Origin of the sequence: Pedobacter antarcticus, assembly GCF_900103515.1 — a bacterium.
In the GTDB taxonomy this organism is placed as follows: Bacteria; Bacteroidota; Bacteroidia; order Sphingobacteriales; family Sphingobacteriaceae; genus Pedobacter; species Pedobacter antarcticus.
The window spans coordinates 507,030-528,377 of record NZ_FNGZ01000002.1 but is presented as its reverse complement, the minus strand read 5'-3'; the positions used below and the strand labels follow the sequence as shown (position 1 = coordinate 528,377).

The 21,348-nt window shown below is 39.7% G+C and carries 18 protein-coding genes; 3 read left to right on the top strand and 15 right to left on the bottom strand.

The window, feature by feature from the left end; translation table 11 throughout:
• Window positions 1-6: 6 nt before the first annotated feature.
• The 6 genes from BLR53_RS05865 to BLR53_RS05835 form a co-directional block, all read right to left on the bottom strand.
• Window positions 7-2,583, bottom strand: a complete 2,577-nt coding sequence (locus BLR53_RS05865; RefSeq protein WP_074587967.1) for a DUF5686 and carboxypeptidase-like regulatory domain-containing protein — start codon at window positions 2,581-2,583, stop codon at window positions 7-9.
• 352 nt (window positions 2,584-2,935) lie between these two features.
• Complete coding sequence (locus BLR53_RS05855) at window positions 2,936-3,925, bottom strand: NAD-dependent epimerase/dehydratase family protein (RefSeq protein WP_074587964.1); 990 nt, start codon at window positions 3,923-3,925, stop codon at window positions 2,936-2,938.
• A gap of 68 nt (window positions 3,926-3,993) precedes the next feature.
• Window positions 3,994-5,199, bottom strand: coding sequence for a serine palmitoyltransferase (gene spt, locus BLR53_RS05850; protein ID WP_074587961.1), 1,206 nt, complete (start codon window positions 5,197-5,199; stop codon window positions 3,994-3,996).
• A 283-nt stretch (window positions 5,200-5,482) separates the two neighbouring features.
• Window positions 5,483-6,088 (bottom strand): TetR/AcrR family transcriptional regulator, encoded by a 606-nt coding sequence (locus BLR53_RS05845; protein WP_037441586.1) that lies wholly within the window; start codon window positions 6,086-6,088, stop codon window positions 5,483-5,485.
• 133 nt (window positions 6,089-6,221) lie between these two features.
• Complete coding sequence (locus BLR53_RS05840; protein WP_143007831.1) at window positions 6,222-7,499, bottom strand: hypothetical protein; 1,278 nt, start codon at window positions 7,497-7,499, stop codon at window positions 6,222-6,224.
• A gap of 46 nt (window positions 7,500-7,545) precedes the next feature.
• Window positions 7,546-8,109: an RNA polymerase sigma factor gene (locus BLR53_RS05835; RefSeq protein ID WP_037441591.1), complete on the bottom strand. Its 564-nt coding sequence runs from the start codon at window positions 8,107-8,109 to the stop codon at window positions 7,546-7,548.
• Between the two features lie 228 nt (window positions 8,110-8,337).
• On the opposite strand from BLR53_RS05835, the gene BLR53_RS05825 reads away from it, so the two are divergent.
• Window positions 8,338-9,045, top strand: a complete 708-nt coding sequence (locus BLR53_RS05825) for a DUF4397 domain-containing protein (protein ID WP_037441596.1) — start codon at window positions 8,338-8,340, stop codon at window positions 9,043-9,045.
• A 50-nt stretch (window positions 9,046-9,095) separates the two neighbouring features.
• On the opposite strand, the gene BLR53_RS05820 is transcribed toward BLR53_RS05825, so the two are convergent.
• On the bottom strand, window positions 9,096-9,305 hold the full coding sequence (locus BLR53_RS05820; protein WP_074587956.1) for a hypothetical protein: 210 nt from the start codon (window positions 9,303-9,305) through the stop codon (window positions 9,096-9,098).
• Between the two features lie 86 nt (window positions 9,306-9,391).
• Window positions 9,392-10,807, bottom strand: a complete 1,416-nt coding sequence (locus tag BLR53_RS05815; protein WP_037441600.1) for a glycoside hydrolase family 125 protein — start codon at window positions 10,805-10,807, stop codon at window positions 9,392-9,394.
• Between the two features lie 104 nt (window positions 10,808-10,911).
• Here BLR53_RS05815 and BLR53_RS05810 point away from each other — a divergent pair, with 104 nt between their 5' ends.
• A complete protein-coding gene (locus BLR53_RS05810) occupies window positions 10,912-12,132 on the top strand; it encodes a dicarboxylate/amino acid:cation symporter (protein WP_074587954.1) in 1,221 nt (406 codons plus the stop codon).
• Here BLR53_RS05810 and BLR53_RS05805 read toward each other — a convergent pair.
• The 6 genes from BLR53_RS05805 to BLR53_RS05780 form a co-directional block, all read right to left on the bottom strand.
• Window positions 12,119-12,904 (bottom strand): hypothetical protein, encoded by a 786-nt coding sequence (locus BLR53_RS05805; protein ID WP_074963974.1) that lies wholly within the window; start codon window positions 12,902-12,904, stop codon window positions 12,119-12,121. The two genes, BLR53_RS05810 and BLR53_RS05805, sit on opposite strands and share 14 nt — an antisense overlap.
• Before the next feature lie 134 nt (window positions 12,905-13,038).
• On the bottom strand, window positions 13,039-14,052 hold the full coding sequence (locus tag BLR53_RS05800) for an ABC transporter ATP-binding protein (protein ID WP_074587952.1): 1,014 nt from the start codon (window positions 14,050-14,052) through the stop codon (window positions 13,039-13,041).
• Window positions 14,052-15,077, bottom strand: coding sequence for an iron ABC transporter permease (locus BLR53_RS05795; protein WP_074587949.1), 1,026 nt, complete (start codon window positions 15,075-15,077; stop codon window positions 14,052-14,054). The genes BLR53_RS05800 and BLR53_RS05795 overlap by 1 nt, the downstream gene beginning before the upstream one ends.
• A 6-nt stretch (window positions 15,078-15,083) precedes the next feature.
• Window positions 15,084-16,256: an ABC transporter substrate-binding protein gene (locus BLR53_RS05790; RefSeq protein ID WP_074587947.1), complete on the bottom strand. Its 1,173-nt coding sequence runs from the start codon at window positions 16,254-16,256 to the stop codon at window positions 15,084-15,086.
• 70 nt (window positions 16,257-16,326) lie between these two features.
• Entirely contained in the window at window positions 16,327-17,166 is an 840-nt protein-coding gene (locus BLR53_RS05785; protein ID WP_074587945.1) for a cobalamin biosynthesis protein CobD/CbiB, read from the bottom strand.
• A 92-nt stretch (window positions 17,167-17,258) separates the two neighbouring features.
• Window positions 17,259-18,455 carry a hypothetical protein gene (locus tag BLR53_RS05780; protein ID WP_051760354.1) on the bottom strand — a complete coding sequence of 399 codons (1,197 nt, stop codon included), beginning with the start codon at window positions 18,453-18,455 and terminating at the stop codon, window positions 17,259-17,261.
• 135 nt (window positions 18,456-18,590) lie between these two features.
• On the opposite strand from BLR53_RS05780, the gene BLR53_RS05775 reads away from it, so the two are divergent.
• Complete coding sequence (locus tag BLR53_RS05775; protein WP_074587943.1) at window positions 18,591-19,820, top strand: peroxiredoxin family protein; 1,230 nt, start codon at window positions 18,591-18,593, stop codon at window positions 19,818-19,820.
• Window positions 19,821-19,891: 71 nt separating this feature from the next.
• On the opposite strand, the gene BLR53_RS05770 is transcribed toward BLR53_RS05775, so the two are convergent.
• Complete coding sequence (locus tag BLR53_RS05770; protein WP_074587940.1) at window positions 19,892-21,085, bottom strand: inositol-3-phosphate synthase; 1,194 nt, start codon at window positions 21,083-21,085, stop codon at window positions 19,892-19,894.
• Between the last annotated feature and the right edge of the window lie 263 nt (window positions 21,086-21,348).

Genomic DNA, 21,348 nt, shown 5'->3' with positions numbered 1-21,348 from the left:
AAACGATTAAAAATCAAATTTAACTCTTGCTCGGATACCCCATTCCGAGACTTCAGGATTGTTCAGGTAATTAAACCTTTTCACCATATCCACACGAAGAATCTTAAATATATTTCCAACACCTACACTTCCCTCAACATAAGGTGTTCTGTCAAGACTTTGCGTGGTTGTCACACCATCACTATTTTTCGGGAACTGAAATAAGTCAGGATTCTTATTCGGGTTGTTTTCATCACGTAAAGAACCATAAAGAACTTTTATGGACGCTACCTCACGCAACTTCAATCTTTTGATCAAAGGTATTTTATTAAAGAAGAATCCGTTAAAATTGTGGTCCAGATTAACACTTGCATATTTATCACTCACAAATTCTAGGAAGTTCATCAGATTATACGAATTAAGTTGATAAGCATAAGTCTGATTAGCCCGGTGAATGGTCAGCAATGGGAAGGGCACTTTACCAAATAAATAACCACCTTCAACAGTTACATCTGTATACCCTAGTTGAGACAGGTAAAACCTCTTGTCAATACTTCCCATCAAGTTATGATAATTGTATTCACCCCCCAAAACACCTTTCAGACCTGCTGTATAGCGCAAGTTGAAAATAGGGTATTTGTCTATGATCGGAGTGCGGTATAATTTACCTTGATAAAATTTCTCAAAAGGAGCGTAACGAAGGTTTACGGTGATCTCCGAAGTATTGATATGATCAACAGAATGAAGGTTATTTGCATCAAAATTATTGAATATTAAAGAACCACCCGGACGCTGCGTCCACTTACGCGCAGAAATAGCATAAGAAAAATGGTTTTCAAATTCATGCACATAATCCACCTTGTAAATGTCATTATACAACAACATATTGTTCTCCCCTCTTTTAAAGGAAAGCAGGAAATTATCTTCCTGTACAAACTGCAGCTCTTGTCCAGGTATTTTGGTATCCCGCTGGAAGCTACCGCGAATATAATTCTGTGGAAAAGCATATATAGATTTATTGTTCAGCGAGTAAGTACCACTTAAGAAATATTTCCATTTCTCATCCTTAAAACCGTAAGCACCATAAGTTTCAAAGAAATACCGGTTACTGAGCGCAGTAGTAGTTCTGCCCCCTAAACGAAGTCTGAAACCCTCTACGTTATTAAAACTATAAAAAGTGTTAACTGGTCCCATCTCAAAAGGCCCAAAATTTTTGTATCCGGCAAATAACAGCGTAACCAGATCCATAGTTCTTTTAAAAGAAGGAATAGTCTGCAGCGTATCAATGTTTTTGTAGATATTGATATTTGCAGTCAGGGAAGGATCTGCCATTCTTTGGTTATTCCAAAACTGGTCTGGACGTTTCTCTGCATTCGGAGCAATAACATGGGCAGGCCCTTGGTATACCGTATCAGGTTGCGGAACATTGACTTGGTAATCTTTTAGAATCACCGTCCTCTGCCCTGTAAAACCACCCCCTTTATTCTGACTGATACCAAAATCAATAATCAGATTTGTTTTTGCTAGATGGTAACGTCCGTCCGGATTCTTATCAAAATCAAGCTTTGCTTCCAGCGCCCTTACGAAATTCAGGTTGATATTTTTGTTTACTGTTAGAAATGCGTCCTGTACTGCATAATTACCGTCCATGGTAATATAGATCTTACCCTCAAATAAAAGGTCTGTATTATTTCTTGGAATAAAAGAAAGCTCAATTAGCTGTGGGCTATGTGTCTTGATCGTATCTGTAATAAAAAACTTGTAGAATGTCGGAGATGCATCAGCTATCGGACTTAAAAACTGATTGCTGACCAAAGAGATATTATTATCATAAATATTGATATCGGCATACATCCTTTCGAAGTATTTGCTCATACCCTTCGTATCAATAAACTTGCTGTCATAATTCACATGCTTATCACCCAGGACAACAACCTTCTTTTTATCAGGATTTCTCTGTAAATAATTTTGTGATAACTTCTCTTCCATGAAAATGGGGAGGGTCAGTTTACCGCCGATTTTTGTTGAATCCTGCTCTTCAAAAAGGAACTGATAATTTCTGAAGAGTTTTTTACCTTTAAACTTCTCAGAAAGATTACTTAAAGAAAAAGACATTTGTTCATACTGCTGATATGAAATATGCTCATATGCTTTTCCCTGATTTTTACTCTTGTTTTCAATTACTTTCCTGATCAGTTCAACTGCCGGATTATTCTTATTTCTGTAGGCGGGTCGTTTATTCGAGCTGATAACAACTTCAGAAAGACTTTGGGATTCAGACTGCATCTTCACATTAATTACCTGACTCTCGCCTGGCTTAACTGATACAAATGAAGATTTATATCCGACATAGCTAAACTGAAGTTCAGTATGTGTTTCGCGCGTAGAAATTACAAATTTACCGTCTGCATCAGATTTGGTGATGATACCAGTTCCCTTGAACAAAACTGTAACATAAGGAATTGGATCCTTATCTGTAGCATCTGTAATCACCCCTGTAATTACAGTCTGTTTAACCTCGGTTTGTTGGGCGAAACCAGCCAGATTAAATAGAGGCAAAATAAATGCTAGAATAAATATGATTTTTTTGAGGTAATTTTTCATTTTAAAAAAGAAGGGGCTCCTGACACCGGTAAGTAATTATTGATAGGAATAAAACGAGAATTGCTTATTTTACTAAAATTTACATTCTCATGAAAAACAGATAGATAGGCATCAATAGTAAGATGCTTACAGACTATTACGGTATGAAAGTCAAAAATTATGTCCGGATATACCGGTAGCTTAAACAGGGCTTCAGCAGGCATATCAGGATTGATTTAAGACGTAAAGTGGATAGATTTTTTTAGTGTTTATTACAGAAAATGCATAGCTGTTCCTATTAGAAAAAACCATAGTGGTTAATTCGGGAAATAGTAGCTTAAATATGGAATAATACATTTTCATCTTCTTTGGCTTAAAGCCAGTTATTTTGTTTATACCAACGAACTGTTTCTTCCAGACCCTGATTTAGATTGTAAGCAGGTTTGAAGGACAAGTCTTTTCTGGCATGTTCGATACTACATATCCAATTCAGAGCCGTAAGCTCATTCATTTTTTCTTTATTTAATGTCGGCGAAGCATCTCGGTTACTGTAAATTTTCTCCATTACAGTTGCCAGAAATGAGACAAAAAATACCGGAATATGAAATTTAAAAGTCTTTTTGTGCATAGCTTTTTTAACACCTTCAGCGAGCGCGTAGCGGTCGTACTGATATCCATCAGACACATTGTACGCGGCATTTGTTACAGCAGAAGATAAAGAATCAACAATTACATTCGCCAGATCTTTCACGTAAATGAAACTCAATTTTTGGGAGAACTTGCCTATATGAGGCTCAATCCCCTTATAAATGCTTTTCAGCAATATAAAAATATCTTTCTCTCTAGGTCCATAAACAGCCGTAGGCCTTATAATTACTAAAGGAAGGTTGGTTATCCGGGCAAGATACTGTTCTGCCAGCATCTTACTCGAACCATATAAAGTTACCGGCCTTGCCGGAGTATTGTCTTGTATTATACCCTCCAGATTTTCAAGTGGACCAATTGCAGCCAGGCTACTGACAAATACAAATTTTTCCAGGGGAATATCTGCTTTAACGGCAGCAAGTGCAAGATTATTAGAATACTCGGCATTTATCTTATTGTACTCTTCGGCAGATTTCGCTTTGGTAATACCAGATGCATGAACAATATAATTATAACGACCTTGTTCCAACAGAGGAATAAGGCTTTCCGTACTGCTAAAATCCGGATAAACAAATTTGATATCGAATATACTTAAATGTGCAACAGAACTACTGGATCTTACCGCAACATAAACCTCCAGTCCGGAGGAAATGGCTGCCTCGATCAAGTGGTAACCTACGAAACCACTTCCACCAGTAATCAAAACACGCTTTTTCATTTATTTATATAAAAAATTAACATCCGGCGTAATCCGGACAGGAGATTTAATTCTAAAGAACCGTTAAATTAAATACTCACTTTAGCAGGCGTTAGTTGTACCTCTTTAAATGCTGCACACAATTTATCGACTGCTTCTTCAATCTGTTCGAAACTATGAGTTGCCATCAGGGAGAACCTGATCATAGAAGAATCAGAAGGAACTGCCGGTGATACCACAGGGTTTACAAAAATTCCATTTTTCTGAAGGATGTTAGTAATCTGGAAAGTTTTATCATTATCACGGATGTAAACCGGGATAATTGGGCTCTCAGGATGTCCTATATCGAAACCAGCGTCCAATAGGAGTTTTTTAGCATAATTTGTGTTTGCCCATAATTTATCAATACGTTCAGGCTCAGATTCGATAATATCAAGAGCTGCAATTACGCTGGCTACAGAAGCCGGAGACATACTTGCACTAAACATCAATGATCTTGCACGGTGCTTGATATATTCAATAGTTTCCTCGTTAGCAGCAATAAACCCACCTAATGACGCCAGTGACTTACTAAATGTGCCCATAATCAGGTCGACCTTATCAGTCAGTCCGAAGTGTGAAGACACCCCCGAACCATTAAAACCGATAACACCAATACTGTGTGCATCATCCATCATAATATTCGCACCAAATTCTTCAGCGATCTGAACGATTTCAGGAAGTTTAACGATATCTCCTTCCATACTAAAAATCCCATCAGCTACAATCAGCTTTGCCGAATCTTCAGGTAACCTACTGAGTTTCTTTCGCAGATCATCCATGTCATTGTGTGCATATTTGATCGAGCGTGAGAACGAAAGCCTGCTACCGTCTATAATAGATGCGTGATCGTATTCATCCAATATTAAATAATCGTTTCTTTCCAGCAGACAGGATATCACTCCCAGGTTAACCTGAAATCCCGTACTGAATAAAACAGCAGATTCTTTACCAACGAATGCAGCAAGTCTTCTTTCCAGTTCAAGATGGATATCCAACGTTCCGTTAAGGAATCTGGAGCCTGCACAGCCAGTTCCATATTTATCAATGGCGATTTTGGAAGCTTCCTTAATTTTAGGGTGATTAGTAAGGCCCAGATAAGAATTAGAACCAAACATTAATACTTTTTTACCCTCAATGATCACCTCGGTGTCTTGTGCAGACTCGATTGATCTGAAATAAGGATATAATCCTTTTTCCTTGATTGCGATTGCATCTTGAAATGCAGCAATTCTATCGCCCAATTTTTTACGCATGCCTGAATTATATAGTGTTTACTTCAGATAGATTCATAATTTATTTTATTCATATACAGCTAGTTAATACAAATTGCGTTATGAAACATGATCTAATATATTAAAAATATGTTAACTTTAAGATAGACAAAAGTAAATTATTCTTGGACCATAACCGTATTTTAGTCTATAATATTATTGTCAAATAATATTTGCTCTTATATCCATAACAACAAAAGTATCGTTATTTCTGTTACAGCTTAGTTTTTCAAGTCCAAAAAGTTAAATCAGACTTAAAAGCTAATCAGACTTTCCTCAACTCCTCACTTCCGATCCCCTCTATCAACATATCAATCATCTCTTCAAAATATTCCTGTGTCTGGCTCTCAGATAGTTCAATCGTCAACGGAAAATGCAACCCTCTGAATGCTGTAACCATTACAAATGACATTTTTTGCATTCTTTCTGGTGTTATATCTCTGAATTCCCCGGATTGGCAACCACCAAGTAGAATCTCTCTGATCATATCCAGCTGTATTTGCTCATATCTGGATTTAATGCAGATCAACATCCTCATACTATCCATCATTTCCTCAAAAAGAACTTCCCTAAAACTGTGAAAGCCAATAATAGAGGTAATTTGAGAATGCAAGAATGCCTTTAGCTTGCCTTTCGCCGTGAATGCGTTATTAACTGCTTCACGAATGCGCCTGACTACATTTTTCATCTCGTCCTCCACAACAGCCTCAAAAATCTCAACCTTACTCGGAAAATAATAATAGAGCGTACTCTTCCCCTTGCCGGCAGCGGACGCTATTTCCTCCATGGTAGTTTTTTTTAATCCATGTTTTCCAAATAACCTCTTTGCTCCCGCCAAAATCTCTCTGATAACAAGCTCATCTTTTTCCATAAATAAATAGATAGATTAGACCGAAAATCGATAACAGTCCAAAAGTATGATAAATAAAAATAAAACAGGTGTAGAATATGAATTCAGACAATTCAATGATACTTACCTAATTTTCAGCAGATAGCTTTTAATTTTAGAAGGCAAACTGTAACTTGATTCCACTGTTCATCAATTGAACATCTTCCCGGGAAAGACGACCTACAGGAACTTTGATAAAAGGTTCAACCAATATATCATACTTTTGGAAAATCTGCTGCCGCCTTCCGATAGAAAAATTAAAGAACCCTCCCATATAACTGTTCCCTTTTAATGGCGTCACCGGCTCTGGTTCCGTGATTTTCTCAACTGACATTACCGCCGTCAAATGTTCCGCTCCTGTCATAGGATCCTTGTTGGAACGCTGCACTAATGAATTCTGGACAAAATTATTACTTCTCCGTTCGCTAATTACGTTTACGTAAGAAAATCCGGCACTAGTGTAAAAGTTTTTATTTAGTTTATAAACCACTGCCAGAGGAATGTCGATAGCTTTTATAATTGCACTTGTACCATCGAGCCGCTTCTGTTCAGAAAAATCACCGCTGCCACCAAAAGAATTCAATGCCCCATTTGGGTTCGGTCTCACAACCGTACCGGACTCCAGGTTTAGCAAAGAAATACCGGAGCTTAGGGAAAACTGATCAGATAATTCATAAGCAGTTGTTAATCCGGCGCCAACATTCAAAGCGGAATTCGTAGCAGTCGGCATTACTTCCACACCAAAATCCCACTTGGACGTTTTCCTGTTATTTTTAGCTACACGTTCCTGTTTTTGATTTTCGGACATCAGGAAATCGAGTGTCCTGTCAGTTTTTTGTTTCAGAGGGGCGTCGGGAGCGACTTGCGCAGGTCGAACCTCCTCCTGATTTTTTTCAATAGGTTTATTCTGAACATAAATTTGCTCCTGCTTAGGCTTAATAACACTTCTAATGCTGTCCTTCTCCACAGTTTTAACAACTGCATTACGCCACGATGAAGTGGGTGTATCCGCGACAGTAGTCTTAAATTTATAGATTTCGTCCTTTTCAGCCCGTATCTTTTTTTCAGGAGCATGCTGCAACACATATTCCTCCGATTTCTCTTTAACCTTTCCCATCGGATTAGGCTGATCCGATTTTGGAGCTAATTTATTTTCTGTTTTATCTGAACTATATTTTTGAGTTTTGTCCGCATTGAAAGAAGGGCGGAACAAAATTGCAGCTGTAGTTATTACCGCCAGCAAAGCAGCAATTTTCATCCATAGCGGAAAAATAAATTTCGAAGGCTTTTGAACTGCCTGAAATTTCTCCCATTCCCCCGGTACATACTCCTCCTCGTAATCTTCGAAAAGATTACTTATTTCTTTGATCAGTTCTTTGTCAGCTTCTTTCATAGCCCATATCATTTTGGATCCTACAGCTTACCGCAGGAAATACTTATCAGTTTATTAATGTGTTTTTATACAATTCACGCAACTTGTTTTTTGCTCTGGACAGGTACGTCCGGCTGGAACTTGCAGGAATTGTAAGCATAACTGCTATTTCATCATGACTGTAACCCTCAATTTCATAAAGATTAAATACAGCACGCTGTATTTCGGGTAGTTCATAAAGTAGTTTCAAAATATCCTGAACATGAAGCTCCTGGTCAACTCCTACATAGGTGATCGACTGCTCTTCATATTCTTCAACATAATTCAGAATAGTTTTATTTGCCCGCAATTTATCCAACGCTGTTCGCACGGTAATTTTAGCGAGCCAGGAGCGGAACATTTTTTGAAATTCTTCAGGTCCAGCATCATGACGAAAGTCATACATCGTTCGGAATGCTTTCATAAAGCTATCGTTTACAACCTCCCGCGCTATGTTCCTGTCTTTAAAATATCGTGTAGAAATACCCATCAGGTACCCCCAGAATTGGGCATAAACGCGTTCTTGTATGCGTTCGTCACGCGTACTAAGCCCCACTATAATCTCCTGGAACACCGAATTCTTATTACTCACGCAGTTTTAGCCTATCTATTTCTTATTGGGTCTGATTGTATTCCGTTCAATTCTCTGGTAATTGGTCTCCCAAAGCGGATTAAAGTTAAAAACGCATCTCGTCGTTCAAACGCTACAAGAATCTGTATTAATTTTATTTTACAAAAATACCTAAAAAACTGTAGCGTTCGCCTGACAGCCTGCGTTTTACCCAACAAATAGATTTTAATAACCAAAAAATTTGACAACATGAGTTTAAAACCATTTACCTTTTCAAAGAACACACTTAAGCTTGCCGCCCTCTCGGTACTGGGATTAACCATTACGCTTTCTTCCTGTAAGTTAGACACACCGGAACCTGTGGAGATTGCAGCACTTACGATTATCAATGCAGCGCCAAAAGCAAATGCCATAGATTTTTACCTGGGTAATCAGCGGGTAAATAATGCCGAATTTAATTTCGGATCTCAGATAGATTATCAGCGCGTCTTCCCCGGAACAAATAAAGCTACGGTGAAGGTTGGCGGGAAAACAGATGTATGGTATGAGAAGAACATTAAATTGGATGCAGGACTTTATTATTCCTTGTATGTGATCGAAAACCTCGACTCTCTGGGTTATGTAATTACTGAGGACGAGTATACAAAACCTGCTGAAGGTTCTGCAAAACTCCGATTCATTAATCTTTCGCCGGACGCGCCCGAATTAACCCTTGTAGTAGATGGCGATACAACTAACTTCACCCGCCCATATAAAATGGCAACACCATTTAAAAACATCAGAGTCGCAGCCAGTCACAAGTTGACGCTTAAAAACAAAGCTACGGGAGCAGATGTAGCTACACTGGAAAACGTTAAGCTAACTTCAGGAAGGTTTTATACTTTCTGGGCAAAAGGTCTGTTAAATACAACGGAGACCAATAAGAAAATAGAAATCAAGGCAAACAAAGCCATGTAAGAAATTGCCCACACAATGAAACCATCCGTGCCAAAAGCCGGGTGGTTTTTTTATTTTCTTTTTTGACGTAGAATAAAAGCAGCAAGCATTAGCGCAACTGCAAGTCCGGAAATACCAGGAAATAGAATAAAGAGATATAAAATCCCGCTTACTCCGGCAACGGCGAGAATAAATAAGAAACCTTTTAAAGGCGTATCCATTTTAAATGCAGCTATGATAGCAAATAAATAAAAAGTGGCAGCGAGTATCGGTAAGAACATATTACAAAGATGGAAACCTAATGTTAAGTTAATGTTAACACTAGGTATAATTTCATTTATATGACATTATTTATGATAAAAGAGCTTTAAACTAGTAAATGAGGCCTTTCCTGATAAGTTTTCCAGAGCAACTCCCCAAATAAAGAATTCGCCCATGGAAAAGCATTTCTGGTAAATTGGCTGAAATTATCTTTTTGAAAAGATTCATGCATAAATCCTGTACCGGCATTTGATTTTTTTAAGATCTGCAAGCATTTACCAATTTCCTGTTCATCGGTAGAAGTCAGTGCCCGCACAATTATACTCATGGGCCAGATCATGTCTTTACCGATATGAGGGCCGCCGAGTCCTTCCGTTTCCTTCCCCTGGTAAAAAAACGGATTATCTTTCGAAAGCACCATTTTACGCGTATTCTGATATACGGGATCGGTTACCGAGATTGCACCAAGGTAAGGCAACCCCAGCAGACCAGGTAAATTGGCATCATCCATCAGATTGAAACTCCCCATCCCATTGATTTCGTAGGCAAACACCTTTCCATATACTTCATGCTCAATGATTGCATATTTCTGAAGTGCCGTTCTGATCTCCAGGGCCAGGTCATCCATCTCCTTTGCTACTGACTCGTCAGCTTTGACCATGCGGAAAAGCTCTGCAGCCTGCCTCATACTCACCAGAGCAAAGAAATTAGAAGGAATATGAAAAGAGAAAGTAGTCGCATCCTCACTTGGCCTGAATGCCGAACATATCAATCCAACCGGCTTTACAGGATAACCGAATCCCTGCATAGGGAGACTGTCAGTTGCCCAGGCAGAGTTACGTTGAAAATGATAAGGACCATCATTCTCTTTGCGCTGCTGCTCCTTAAATGTCTTAAGAATGAGCTTGACAGCATCTTGCCATTCCGTATCAAACAGGCTGGTATCTTTGGTTTGCTGCCAATATCTGTAAGCAAGCCTTATAGGTGCACATAACGAATCTAATTCCCATTTCCGCTCATGTATACCAGGAAGCATAGTTGTCAGATCATCTTTCCATTCGCTGATTTTGGCAGGATCATCATAAAACGAACTCGCATATGGGTCCTTCATCACATACTTTACCTGACGATTGATTACTCCTGCCACAAGATCTTTCAAAGGCTTATCCCTTCTCAGCAGAGAAAGATAGTTCCAGACCTGACCGGTACTATCTCTGAGCCACATTGCATCGGGCTCAATTGCACTCACAAAAGTTTCAGGCTTAGGTCCTGGATGCAGGGTAACTGCAGTATCCAGTGTATTGGGGAAACAGTTATTGAACAGCCATACATACTCCTTGTTCTTGACTTTAGACGAAAATTCGGCGACAACATTATCAACTGCCTTAGAAACAAAACGCCTCTGTGCCTGTATCTTTCTGACGACGGGAAATTCCTCCTCCATAGTAGAGCCAAATAATTTATTAGAATAAAGTGCAGCAGCAAGGAGTCCGGTTTTTTTCACAAAGGATCGTCTTTTCATCTTAACAGGTATAAATACAATTAGGCGAAATTAAAAATATTTACCTTGCCCCGCCTCTTTATATTTAAAATATACAATTAAACATTAAAGTATATATTAGCTATATGAACAGTTTTTATCAGAACTATAAAGGAATCATATGGCTTATGACCGGTATCTTTGCCGGAAGCCTGGCAGGTCTGTTTTTTGGAGAAAAAGTACAGATATTGAAACCCGTAGGTGATATATTTCTCAATTTATTGTTCACGGCCGTAATTCCACTGGTCTTTTTTTCTATAGCGTCAGCAATTGGCAACCTTAAAGAAACCGGGAAGCTGAGTAAAATGATGGCTGTAATGGCATTGGTATTTCTTTCAACAATTTTGATCTCCGCTTGTTTGACAATTTTTGCTGTAAAAGTATTCCCTGTGCATGAAACAATTTCTGCCATTCCACTTGAACAGGACATTGTAAAGAAACCTTTCGGGGAGCAGCTTACGCAACTATTTACCACCTCAGAATTCTTCGAATTATTATCAAGGAAGAGTATGCTGGCCATGATTATTTTCTCTGTTCTAACCGGATTTGCCACCCTGCGTTCCGGTGAATCCGGCAGTGCATTCAGCGGTTTTCTTAATTCCGGAAATGAGGTTTTTAAACAGATATTTATTTTGATTATGAAACTCGCACCAGTTGGCCTTGGCGCCTACTTTGCTTATCAGGTAGGTGTTTTTGGTCCGCAGCTCTTTGGGACTTATGCCCATTCCCTGGGACTGTATTACGGCACTGGTGCCGTTTATTTTATCGTGTTTTTTAGTCTTTATGCATTTGTGGCAGGAGGAGTAAAGGGATTCAGGAAATATTGGAAATATAACATTGTTCCTTCAGCAACTGCCATAGGCACCTGCAGCAGTATAGCCAATATACCTGCAAACCTGGAAGCATCCTCCAAAATAGGTATTCCGGATTACATAGCGAAGGTGACAATTCCTTTAGGCGCCACTTTACACAAAGACGGATCAAGTATATCTTCCATTATTAAAATGGCTGTTGTATTCGCTTTGTTCGGAAAAAGTTTCGACAATGCAGAAACAATTGCAATCGCGCTGGGGATGACGGTTTTAATCAGTATTGTAGAGGGAGGTATACCAAATGGAGGTTATGTCGGCGAACTTTTGCTCATATCTGCCTATGGTTTCCCACCAGAGGCATTACCTCCCGCAATGATTATCGGTACCCTGGTAGACCCAATGGCAACGCTGCTGAATTCAACTGGCGATACAGTTGCAGCCATGTTGGTCAGCAGATTTACAGAAGGAAAAAACTGGATGTCTAAAGCGGCATAAATCCGCTGTTCAATGCGTCATCATGTAAACCGATCACAGAATAATGCCTTGGAAGATACCAGGTAACAGTCTGCATCATATTTCTGAAAGTCGTTTCTGAATCAAACTTGTCCGGAGTTATATTAAATGCGAGATCCTGCTGCATCTCCTCTCCTTTTTTGCGCATCATTAACAAGACCTTAGGATTCTCCACCCCATTTAATTCAAAAAAATCCTTGAGAAGCTTCCGGGTAAATGCTGGCAAAATATTTTCAGATGGCTGCCCGATCAGTACCTCTTCTCCAGCACTAAGCTCTTCGTCATTCTCTTGGTTAAAAGAATTGTCTTGCTTTAAAAAGCTTCCGTTAAGCTTGTAATTAAGCAGATCACCATAAGAAAGAATCCAATCCGGATGTCCGCCATCTGGATTAATAACAATCCCATAACCCCGTTCCAGCAGAAAATCAGGAACCATCAGATCTATAATAAAATTTTGAAAAGTTTCTCCCGGTTGAGGCAGGAAAAGCTGAAAATAGGGGAAGCCGTCCGGACCCGCAATGATCTGTGGATTACCGCTCCGAAAGCTCGCATGAGGAAGATCAGTTAGTAACTGGGTCAACCACTGCTGGTCTCTCGCCTCGGGCGCAATTTGAAGCAAGGCAGAGACAGACTCCGTTTTCTGCAAACTGAACTCATATTGTTGTGCTTCAGCTGCTGCGTTATCATTAATTTCTTTAGACAAACCCGAATCCTGTTCTCCCTCTGTATGTTTGAAAATATCAAATAATCCCATAAACTTAAAATTATCGCCCTGCCGGTCTATCCCTCGCTGCGTATTCAAATTTAACAAAAAATGTACAGGCACAAATTTTTAAGATGAATTAAACACCCCTCCCATTCAATCACCTGACATTCTGAATCTTTCTTTTATACCAACGCATCCACCAGTTGCTGCAGATCATTAAAATACTGATCGGGATGCCCGTATGCAGTAACAGTCCAGCGTATACCATTATTTCCTGACTCAATCAAAATATGAAATTCAGGATTGAGGCCATCAGTTACTCCATAACCACACCGTTCAAGTGCTTTTCTTGTCCAGATGAAAGGCAGCCCATCTCCAATTAGCGAAATCTGCTGTTTTAATACACGAGGAATTGTAAAGTGGCCGGTATACGGGTCAAAATGAATTTCTTCTCTATTGAAAGCCTTTTCAAATACACCATCGAGAATAAGTTGCTCTGGTATGCCGGAATGAAGCCCTCCACGCCCGTCCATTAGCCAGATCAGGTCCGATGTCTGTAAGGCGAGATCAAGTTCATGCGTTGATATTATTATTGCTTTCCCGGTCTCACGGGTCAGCTTATAAAGTAATTGCATTAGTTTTAACCTGCTGGGAAGATCCAGATGAGCAGTCGGCTCGTCCAGAACAACGACAGGAGTATCCTGCGCTATTGCCCGGGCCAGCATCACCTTTTGACATTCGCCATCGCTCAGACTATCCACCTGCCTGTCTAAAAATCCGGTAGTATCGGTTAGCTCAGCCGCTCTGATAATCATTGCCCGGTCTTCTGCATTTAGTTTACCAAACCAGCCACTATAGGGGTATCTGCCTAAAGCAATTAAATTATACACATCAAGATTACTCCCTGTCACCTTTTCACTTAGCACCAGGCTTAGTTTTCTTGCGATTGCCGGAGCTTTAAGTGTTTTTAATGGTATGCCATCAAGCGAAATTTTCCCAGATGAAACTGGCTGAAGCCCCGTCAAAGTACGCAGTAAAGTAGACTTGCCGCTTCCATTTGGCCCGAGTAAACAAATCAGCTGTCCCCCGCAGACAGTTAAATCAAGAGGTCCGGCTACTACCCTGCTGCCTTTCGAAGCAGGATATCCGATCATGAGACCTTCAGTTTCAATTAAAGCAGTTTTTAATTCCTTCATCAATCTCTTCTTTTTTGACGCCTGGCAATTACCCAGATTACCACAGGTGATCCGATAAGCGCTGTAATTATATTTATAGGCAACACAGACTGACTTCCAGGTAATTGCGAAAAGATATCACAAACCAACATTAGCAGGGCACCGATAAGACAACAGGCAGGAATAAGCACACGATGACTGGAAGTCTGAAATATAGCCCTTGCCAGATGGGGCACGGCAATTCCGACAAACCCAATCGGGCCACAGAATGCGGTAATTCCCCCTGCAAGTAAGCTGGTGCTGCTAATAATGAGGATTCTTGCACTCTTCACTGAAAGGCCCAGCGACATGGCGTAGCGATCGCCAAGAAGCAGTGCATCCAGACTTTTTGAAGCTATGAAGGTAAGGATTAGACCGAAAAACACTACAGCAGTCAAGATCATCAGCTGGACTCCGTTTACCCCACCCAATGAACCAAATGTCCACATCAGATAATCTTTTATCAATTCGGGAGCACTATAGTACTGCCAGATACTTACCAGCGAAAGTGTAATATTACCCAGCATCACCCCGATAATAAGCATGACAATATGATCCTTTACTGCACCTGATATGAGCAAAACAAGAAACATAACCAGAGCAGCGCCCGCAGACGATGCTAATATAATGAGCCAGCTGCCCGAGATACCTAATTCCTTAATCGTATATAAACTTGTGATTGTGCCTGCAGAAAACATAACAATGGCTACACCAAGGCTCGCTCCCGCTGTTATCCCTAATACCGAAGGGCCAGCCAATGGGTTCCGGAATAAAGTCTGCATTTGAAGACCGCTTACTGCCAGACCGCTACCAGCTATTATAGCCGTAAATGCCTTTGGTAATCTGATTTGCTGAATTATAAAACTCCAGGAATCATTCTCTATTTGCTTACCGGAAACTACATCCAGAATCTGTAGCAAAGGAATATGAATCGAACCAAAAGCTATATCTACCAGAAAAGCAATCAGAATGAGTAAGAAAAGGATATATAGCCTGTAGTTAAACAATTGATTTTATTTGACCGGTTTAAAATAATACAATTCATGTTGAGGCAGCAATTCCGGATGAAATATGGCGATCATGTCTGCCAGCACAAGCTGAGGGTTCACTGTCCCCGACTCCCAGTAATCATTCGTACCTGAAACCGTTGAGCGTTTGTTATTATTATATATCTTATTTTGCCTGAATGATTTAAATTGCTGATAGCGTGAGTCTACTGCCTTAATTTCATCCTTACTGCTGAGTGCACCCGGACTAAGCCAGAAGTCAGCTTGAAGTGCCACAGGTGCCACCATTTCAAAACTAAGTGCCAGACTGCCTGTCCCTTTACTGGAAGACCAGCTATAGGTCGTGCCGGCGTCTTCAAAAAACCTTGCCATAAAACTTTCGCCGGCAGGCACATACCAAGTATCTTTATACGGTAATCCAGTTATAATTTTCGGCTTCTGCACTGCATTTCTACCCAGTTCAGCCAATATATTGTATTTCTTCTCCAGTGCATTAAACTTTGCATTGACAGCCTGCTCCCTGTCCATCAACGCACCCATTACCTTGACCCATTCTGCTTTACCCAGGGGTGTTGTTTCGAGCCAGTCTGAATTTAACATGACGGGTACTCCCGCTGAAGTTAAAGTACTATACCGGCTGAAACGATCATCCGGGTTACCGGTAACCATTACCAACCCTGGCTTCATATTAATTACCAATTCTGTATTCAGTGTAGTTTCGTCTCCTGTTTCTTTTATTTTACCTTCCGAAATTCGCTTCAAAACCTGCGGGTTACTAACATACTGCAAACTTCCCAGACCAGTTATAGCTGGCACAGCATCTGCAAAATCTGCCAATGCGATATGAGAAGAGGACAACCCGACCAGGCTATTAAGCGGTGTACGGATAATCTGCGCGGTTTCGTAACCTTGCGGAACTGTTTTATCCTTCGCCAGCAGTACGTAGACAGCCGTATCTTTAACCTTATTTCCTCCGGAATTTATACGCAGAACCTTGAAATTTTCATAATAAGTAATGCTAAATCCCTTTGCATATTTAATTTCGGCTTGGCCAATACTAGCATGCTTTTGCGTTTCCGAGGACTTGTTTTTATCCGAACTGCAGGAATGCAGCACAATTACAACAACTAATAAATAACTAAACCACGAAAAAAGGAAGGTAGATTTATATCTTATCATATAATTATAAAATGCTATTGCTACAGCATAGCTTAGGCCACAAACCTAAGCGAAAATTCTTAAACCCCTGTTACCAGTTAAAATAATATATCCCTATAGCAACCACCAATACCAAAATAACTGCATAGTGCAGGCTTCTTATATACGCATAATGGACTCTGCTCAGTTTCACCTCCGATACTGGTAATAACAGATCAATTCCGATGACACCCGATATTGCCATCAAAGGATAACCAGTATTGGGACTGGCGTGCAAATGCCCTCTGTTCATCATATATTTCCATGCGGCACTATTTCTGGATATTAAAAGTATGAGAACAGCGGTGATCCTGGACGGAATAAAATTAATGACATCATCACTCCAGGCTGCAGCTTTACCAAAATCTTCAAATTCCGTAGTTTTATAACCGATCCGGTCATCGAGATAATGGATTAACTGGGACGACAACATTAAGGGAATCCCTCCAAGGCAATAATAAAAAACCGGCGAGACCACTCTTTTACTTAATCCCGATGACATGCTGATCACCGTCTCATGCCTGGTATAAGCAGAAGAATCATTTCCCTCCTTATTTTTATTAAAAGCGGCATCACCATCCTGAATTAATTTATTACTCCCCAACGACCAGTAGATCATCAGGGTGCTTAGCAACAAATATGCAGGGACAGCAAATTCTAACAAATAAGACCAGATCAATGTAGTCACTATAAAAACAAACCCTGTGCTTATAACCACAAGCATTGCCCCTTTAAGCAAACGCATTGTCCCGCAGTTCATCCAGTTTAAAACTGAATTTATGGCCCGTTTAAAAAACAATTCCGGTCTATAGGCGGACGGTAAATCACCGATTGCAAAATCGAGCAGGTAACCTGCAAGAAGCGGTAAAAAAACACGTATAAAGCCCTCCATTGTTTTATAATTTAATGATCCGTTTAAATTTAAACTTACAAATAAGAAATTAACAATTTTACAACCTATTTATAATAAACAAATACAATTATTTAATTTTTGGCAGGGTCATAAACATAAACTACTTCATAAGAAGCGCCAGACAAGGCTGGAGAAAATGCGCCCAGAGGAAGATCTACAGATTGGGGTGTCGGTTCACATACAGTATAAGACTTACCTTTATAATTAATGAACGTTCCTTTTGGATCCGGCAGTGCAACGGCAATATTAATATGCCCGGGATAGAGCAATGCTATCATAGGCAGGTTATATATTTCTTTTACCAGGTAAAAGAACAATCCCGCACGATCATCACAGTCGCTGTAAGGTGAGAACAACGTTTCCTCCGGAGAAAGCCTGCGCTCCCGTCCAAAATTCTCCTGATCATTTTCGTACAAAAAGGCGTATCGTGTAAAACGCATCAGATAATCGATTCCCTGCTCGGCTCCCATTCCGCTCATGTTGTTTTTTAATAATGGAATTAGGGACTCATAAGTTGCCTTGCTAAGCGGAATATTAAAATAAGACGCAAAATCAACAATCGGATAATTATTAAAAACGGCCTTCAGTTCCTGATTAAAAACGATGTTAAAATGATATGGCCTGTGATTATAAATAAAATCAATGCTTTTAGCTTGATAAGCTTCCGGCTCAAAATCAGGTAAACGGGTAACCCGGTAAGAAAAAGAGTTAACCGCACCCGGAACTTTCAATACAAGGGGGACAGGCGGCTGAAGATGAATATCAAACGGCTCAAAATCATGTATATTCAAACACATATATTTCTTCTTGTCAAACATAAAGAATGGAATATCCTCTATATTTTCCTCATTATAGATGTAAAATATCAGCTTCTCACCTGTAATTGCAAGCCTGGCATCGAAGCCGGCTGCCGTTAGAAAATACCATTTGTAAAGTGTATAAATATTATAGTCTTCATTTTTAGGACACAACTCCTGCGCTACTTTTCTGACCAACTGATAGTAAAGCCAGTCATTCAGTTCGAAACGCTGCCGGAAAGCTTTTAAAGAATCCAATAAGATTTGACTATGCTGTTGCCGGACGGCTAGATATGCCGGTAAAAGAGTTGCAGCACTGAGTGTATCTTTAAGCCTGACTTTACCGGAAGGAAAATCTCCTCCTTTAAATTGCAGCCCATAAAATGCAACATTCAATTGTATACCCTGTGCTCTTATACCCGAAAAATTCAGCAGGATAAACCCAGCTATTATCAGCATAAATTTTTTCATAGCCGGCTATTTGGTAGTATAAATATACAGTATGATGTTAAATATTCTTTTATTAAAATTCATGACCATCAAATTACTCTATAAAATTGATAGATATTAAGATATCTCCTATCTTGGACATATAATTCTAAACAAATGAAGTATCCGAAAATTATATTACTCAGCTCTTTAATGGGTATAACGTTCTATGCTGCAGCACAGAATCAACCAAAAAAGGGAAACTGGCGGGCGTCCATACAGCGTGAGGACGGAAAATCAATAGTCTTCAATCTGGAGGCAGCCGAGGTTAAAGGCAAAAACGTGTTTTACATTGTTAATGAGCCAGAAAAAATGCTGATTAGTAATATAACCAGAAAACAGGATAGCCTGTTTCTTGATCTCCCTTTTTTTGAGTCTGAGTTTCGCGTTCGTCTAATCGGAACCGATAGTCTTTCCGGAAGCTGGGTCCGTAAAGGTATACAGAAAGATATTGTCCTCCCTTTCACTGCCACTGCTAAAAATCCAGAAAGGTTTAAAGCCGAACACGGTGCTGCAAATTCTTCTGTGCAGGGAAAATGGAAAGTCTCTTTTATCAGGGGTGGAAAGGCCAGGCCCGCTATCGGACAATTTATCCAGCAGGGTAACAAAGTATCGGGCTCTATTCTGACGCCATCAGGAGACTACCGTTATCTTGCTGGTATCGTAACGGGGAATAAATTAAAGCTATCGACTTTTGACGGTGTACACGCAATGGTTCTGGATGCCGATCTGAATAAGGACCAACTTTCAAACGGACACTTATATAGTGGTATGGCCGGTTATGAGGAATGGACGGCAGTAAAAGATGAAAATGCAAAATTAGAAGCGGCCCAGACCAGTCTTAAAGATGGAGAAAGCGGACATCTGAACTTTAGCTTTAAAGATCTGGATGGGAAACAGGTCTCTATCAATGACAGCAGGTTTAAAAATAAAGTTGTCATTGTTCAGTTATTGGGCTCATGGTGTCCGAACTGCATGGATGAGACCGCTTTCCTGAGTGATTATTATAAACAAAATAAAAACAGAGGTGTCGAAGTAATCGGCCTGGCGTATGAGTATACTGGTGATTTAAAGAGGTCAAAAGCTAGTTTGCAAAAATTCAGGGACAGATTTGATGTGCAATATCCAATTTTGATTACACCTACGACTGTAACTGACTCATTGCGTACTGAAAAAACTCTACCGCAATTAACCGGGATTAAAGTATTTCCTACCAGCCTGATTCTGGATAAAACCGGCAAAGTTGTAGAAATTCATACAGACTTTTATGGTCCGGGAACCGGGGAGTATTATACCAGATACAAAGACGAATTTGAGCATACGATTACCAGACTTCTAAAAGAGTAAAAAAGACTCCTATAAAAAAAATGCTGCTGTGAATATTCACAGCAGCATTTTTTTTATAGGGTAAAGCTTAATTATTTTTTCAACTGTTTAGTTGTAGAAGCAGTAAGCTCACGTTTTGCTAAAGCATGACACTCAAAAATGGCATCACTGAACATCATTTGTTCCGGCGGAGTTTTTTGAGTCGAAGCAGAAGGACCTCTTAAAGCACCAACTAAGCCTAATTCTCTGGCAACATATACATACCTGATCGCATCAATAACGACACCTGCAGAATTCGGAGAATCCTGAACAGAAAGTTGTGCATCAAAGATTACTGGAGCGCCCATAAAACCTTCCAGCTCAAGACGGAAGTTGGCTACCTTATTATCACCGTAAAAAGAAATATATTCAGAAGGACCGGCATGCAGGAAGCTGTCTTCAGTAGAAATACCTCTAATATCGTTCTGTGCACGGATTACATTCTCTTTAGAGATCTTTTTAGATTTAAGACGATTCTTATCTTCCATATTCAGGAAGTCTGTATTTCCACCCACATTACGCTGAATGTGTGCTTTAACATGGTGTCCTCTTTCAAAAGCAAGTTCCTGAAGCATTTGAGATACAATACTTGCACCAAACTGGCTACGCATATCGTCACCAATAATTGGTATACCAGCATCAATAAATTTCTGTTCCCAAACCGGATCAGATGCAATAAATACAGGAATACAGTTAACCAGGGAAATTCCAAGCTCAATGCAGATTTCAGCATAAAACTCAGTCGCTAATTGCGATCCAACCGGCAGGTAATTAATTAACACTTCTACTTCATGCTGACGAAGCTGAGCAATAATTTCTGCTCTCAGGCTTTGAACCTGTGCTGCATCATAAGTAATACCTTCAAGAAGAACGTCTGTGTTTTTCAATTCATCTTTAATAACAAATCTGTTGGCTTCCGGATAAGCAGCCATTTGCGGAGATACACCGTCAATCACAGGAGATTTGTAGATGGGAGCATCTGATTGTAAATCTCCATTTAATACTATTGTACAGTTTGGCTTAGCAAAAACTGCTTCCTTTAAAGGAAGACCAATTTTTCTTTCGTCAATATCAAAGCCGCATACAAATTCGATATGAGCTGCTTTATATCCACCAATATCATCAGCCATTAAACCTGATGTCTTATCTGTATTATTTGTATAATATTCCACGCCCTGTACGAGCGAGCTTGCGCAGTTACCTACGCCTAAGATTGCAACTCTGATTTTCTTTCCTTGGTTTTGCATTATTTGAACTTGTTTATTCGATATTTATCAAACAGGGGTCTTTGGGCAGAATACCCCCATTCGAATCCTTCGCAAAAATAGAAATCAGTTTATTAAATCCACTATAGTTCCCAAGATATTCGGGAGAATTAAATTAAGTTGTCAGAATTTTACATTCTGACAACTTTAAGGTTTTAGTCAGTTTTATTACGCTAAACTGATTTAATAGCAAACCAGTAAAGCATTAATTAGATTTTCGACCAAAATCGTCAAAAACAAACAAA

Coding starts and splice junctions, on each gene's coding strand:
- BLR53_RS05865 (WP_074587967.1), bottom strand. CDS start 2,583: ATGAAAAATTACCTCAAAAAAATCATATTTATTCTAGCATTTATTTTG.
- BLR53_RS05855 (WP_074587964.1), bottom strand. CDS start 3,925: ATGAAAAAGCGTGTTTTGATTACTGGTGGAAGTGGTTTCGTAGGTTAC.
- spt (WP_074587961.1), bottom strand. CDS start 5,199: ATGCGTAAAAAATTGGGCGATAGAATTGCTGCATTTCAAGATGCAATC.
- BLR53_RS05845 (WP_037441586.1), bottom strand. CDS start 6,088: ATGGAAAAAGATGAGCTTGTTATCAGAGAGATTTTGGCGGGAGCAAAG.
- BLR53_RS05840 (WP_143007831.1), bottom strand. CDS start 7,499: ATGAAAGAAGCTGACAAAGAACTGATCAAAGAAATAAGTAATCTTTTC.
- BLR53_RS05825 (WP_037441596.1), top strand. CDS start 8,338: ATGAGTTTAAAACCATTTACCTTTTCAAAGAACACACTTAAGCTTGCC.
- BLR53_RS05820 (WP_074587956.1), bottom strand. CDS start 9,305: ATGTTCTTACCGATACTCGCTGCCACTTTTTATTTATTTGCTATCATA.
- BLR53_RS05815 (WP_037441600.1), bottom strand. CDS start 10,807: ATGAAAAGACGATCCTTTGTGAAAAAAACCGGACTCCTTGCTGCTGCA.
- BLR53_RS05810 (WP_074587954.1), top strand. CDS start 10,912: ATGAACAGTTTTTATCAGAACTATAAAGGAATCATATGGCTTATGACC.
- BLR53_RS05805 (WP_074963974.1), bottom strand. CDS start 12,904: ATGGGATTATTTGATATTTTCAAACATACAGAGGGAGAACAGGATTCG.
- BLR53_RS05800 (WP_074587952.1), bottom strand. CDS start 14,052: ATGAAGGAATTAAAAACTGCTTTAATTGAAACTGAAGGTCTCATGATC.
- BLR53_RS05790 (WP_074587947.1), bottom strand. CDS start 16,256: ATGATAAGATATAAATCTACCTTCCTTTTTTCGTGGTTTAGTTATTTA.
- BLR53_RS05785 (WP_074587945.1), bottom strand. CDS start 17,166: ATGGAGGGCTTTATACGTGTTTTTTTACCGCTTCTTGCAGGTTACCTG.
- BLR53_RS05780 (WP_051760354.1), bottom strand. CDS start 18,455: ATGAAAAAATTTATGCTGATAATAGCTGGGTTTATCCTGCTGAATTTT.
- BLR53_RS05775 (WP_074587943.1), top strand. CDS start 18,591: ATGAAGTATCCGAAAATTATATTACTCAGCTCTTTAATGGGTATAACG.
- BLR53_RS05770 (WP_074587940.1), bottom strand. CDS start 21,085: ATGCAAAACCAAGGAAAGAAAATCAGAGTTGCAATCTTAGGCGTAGGT.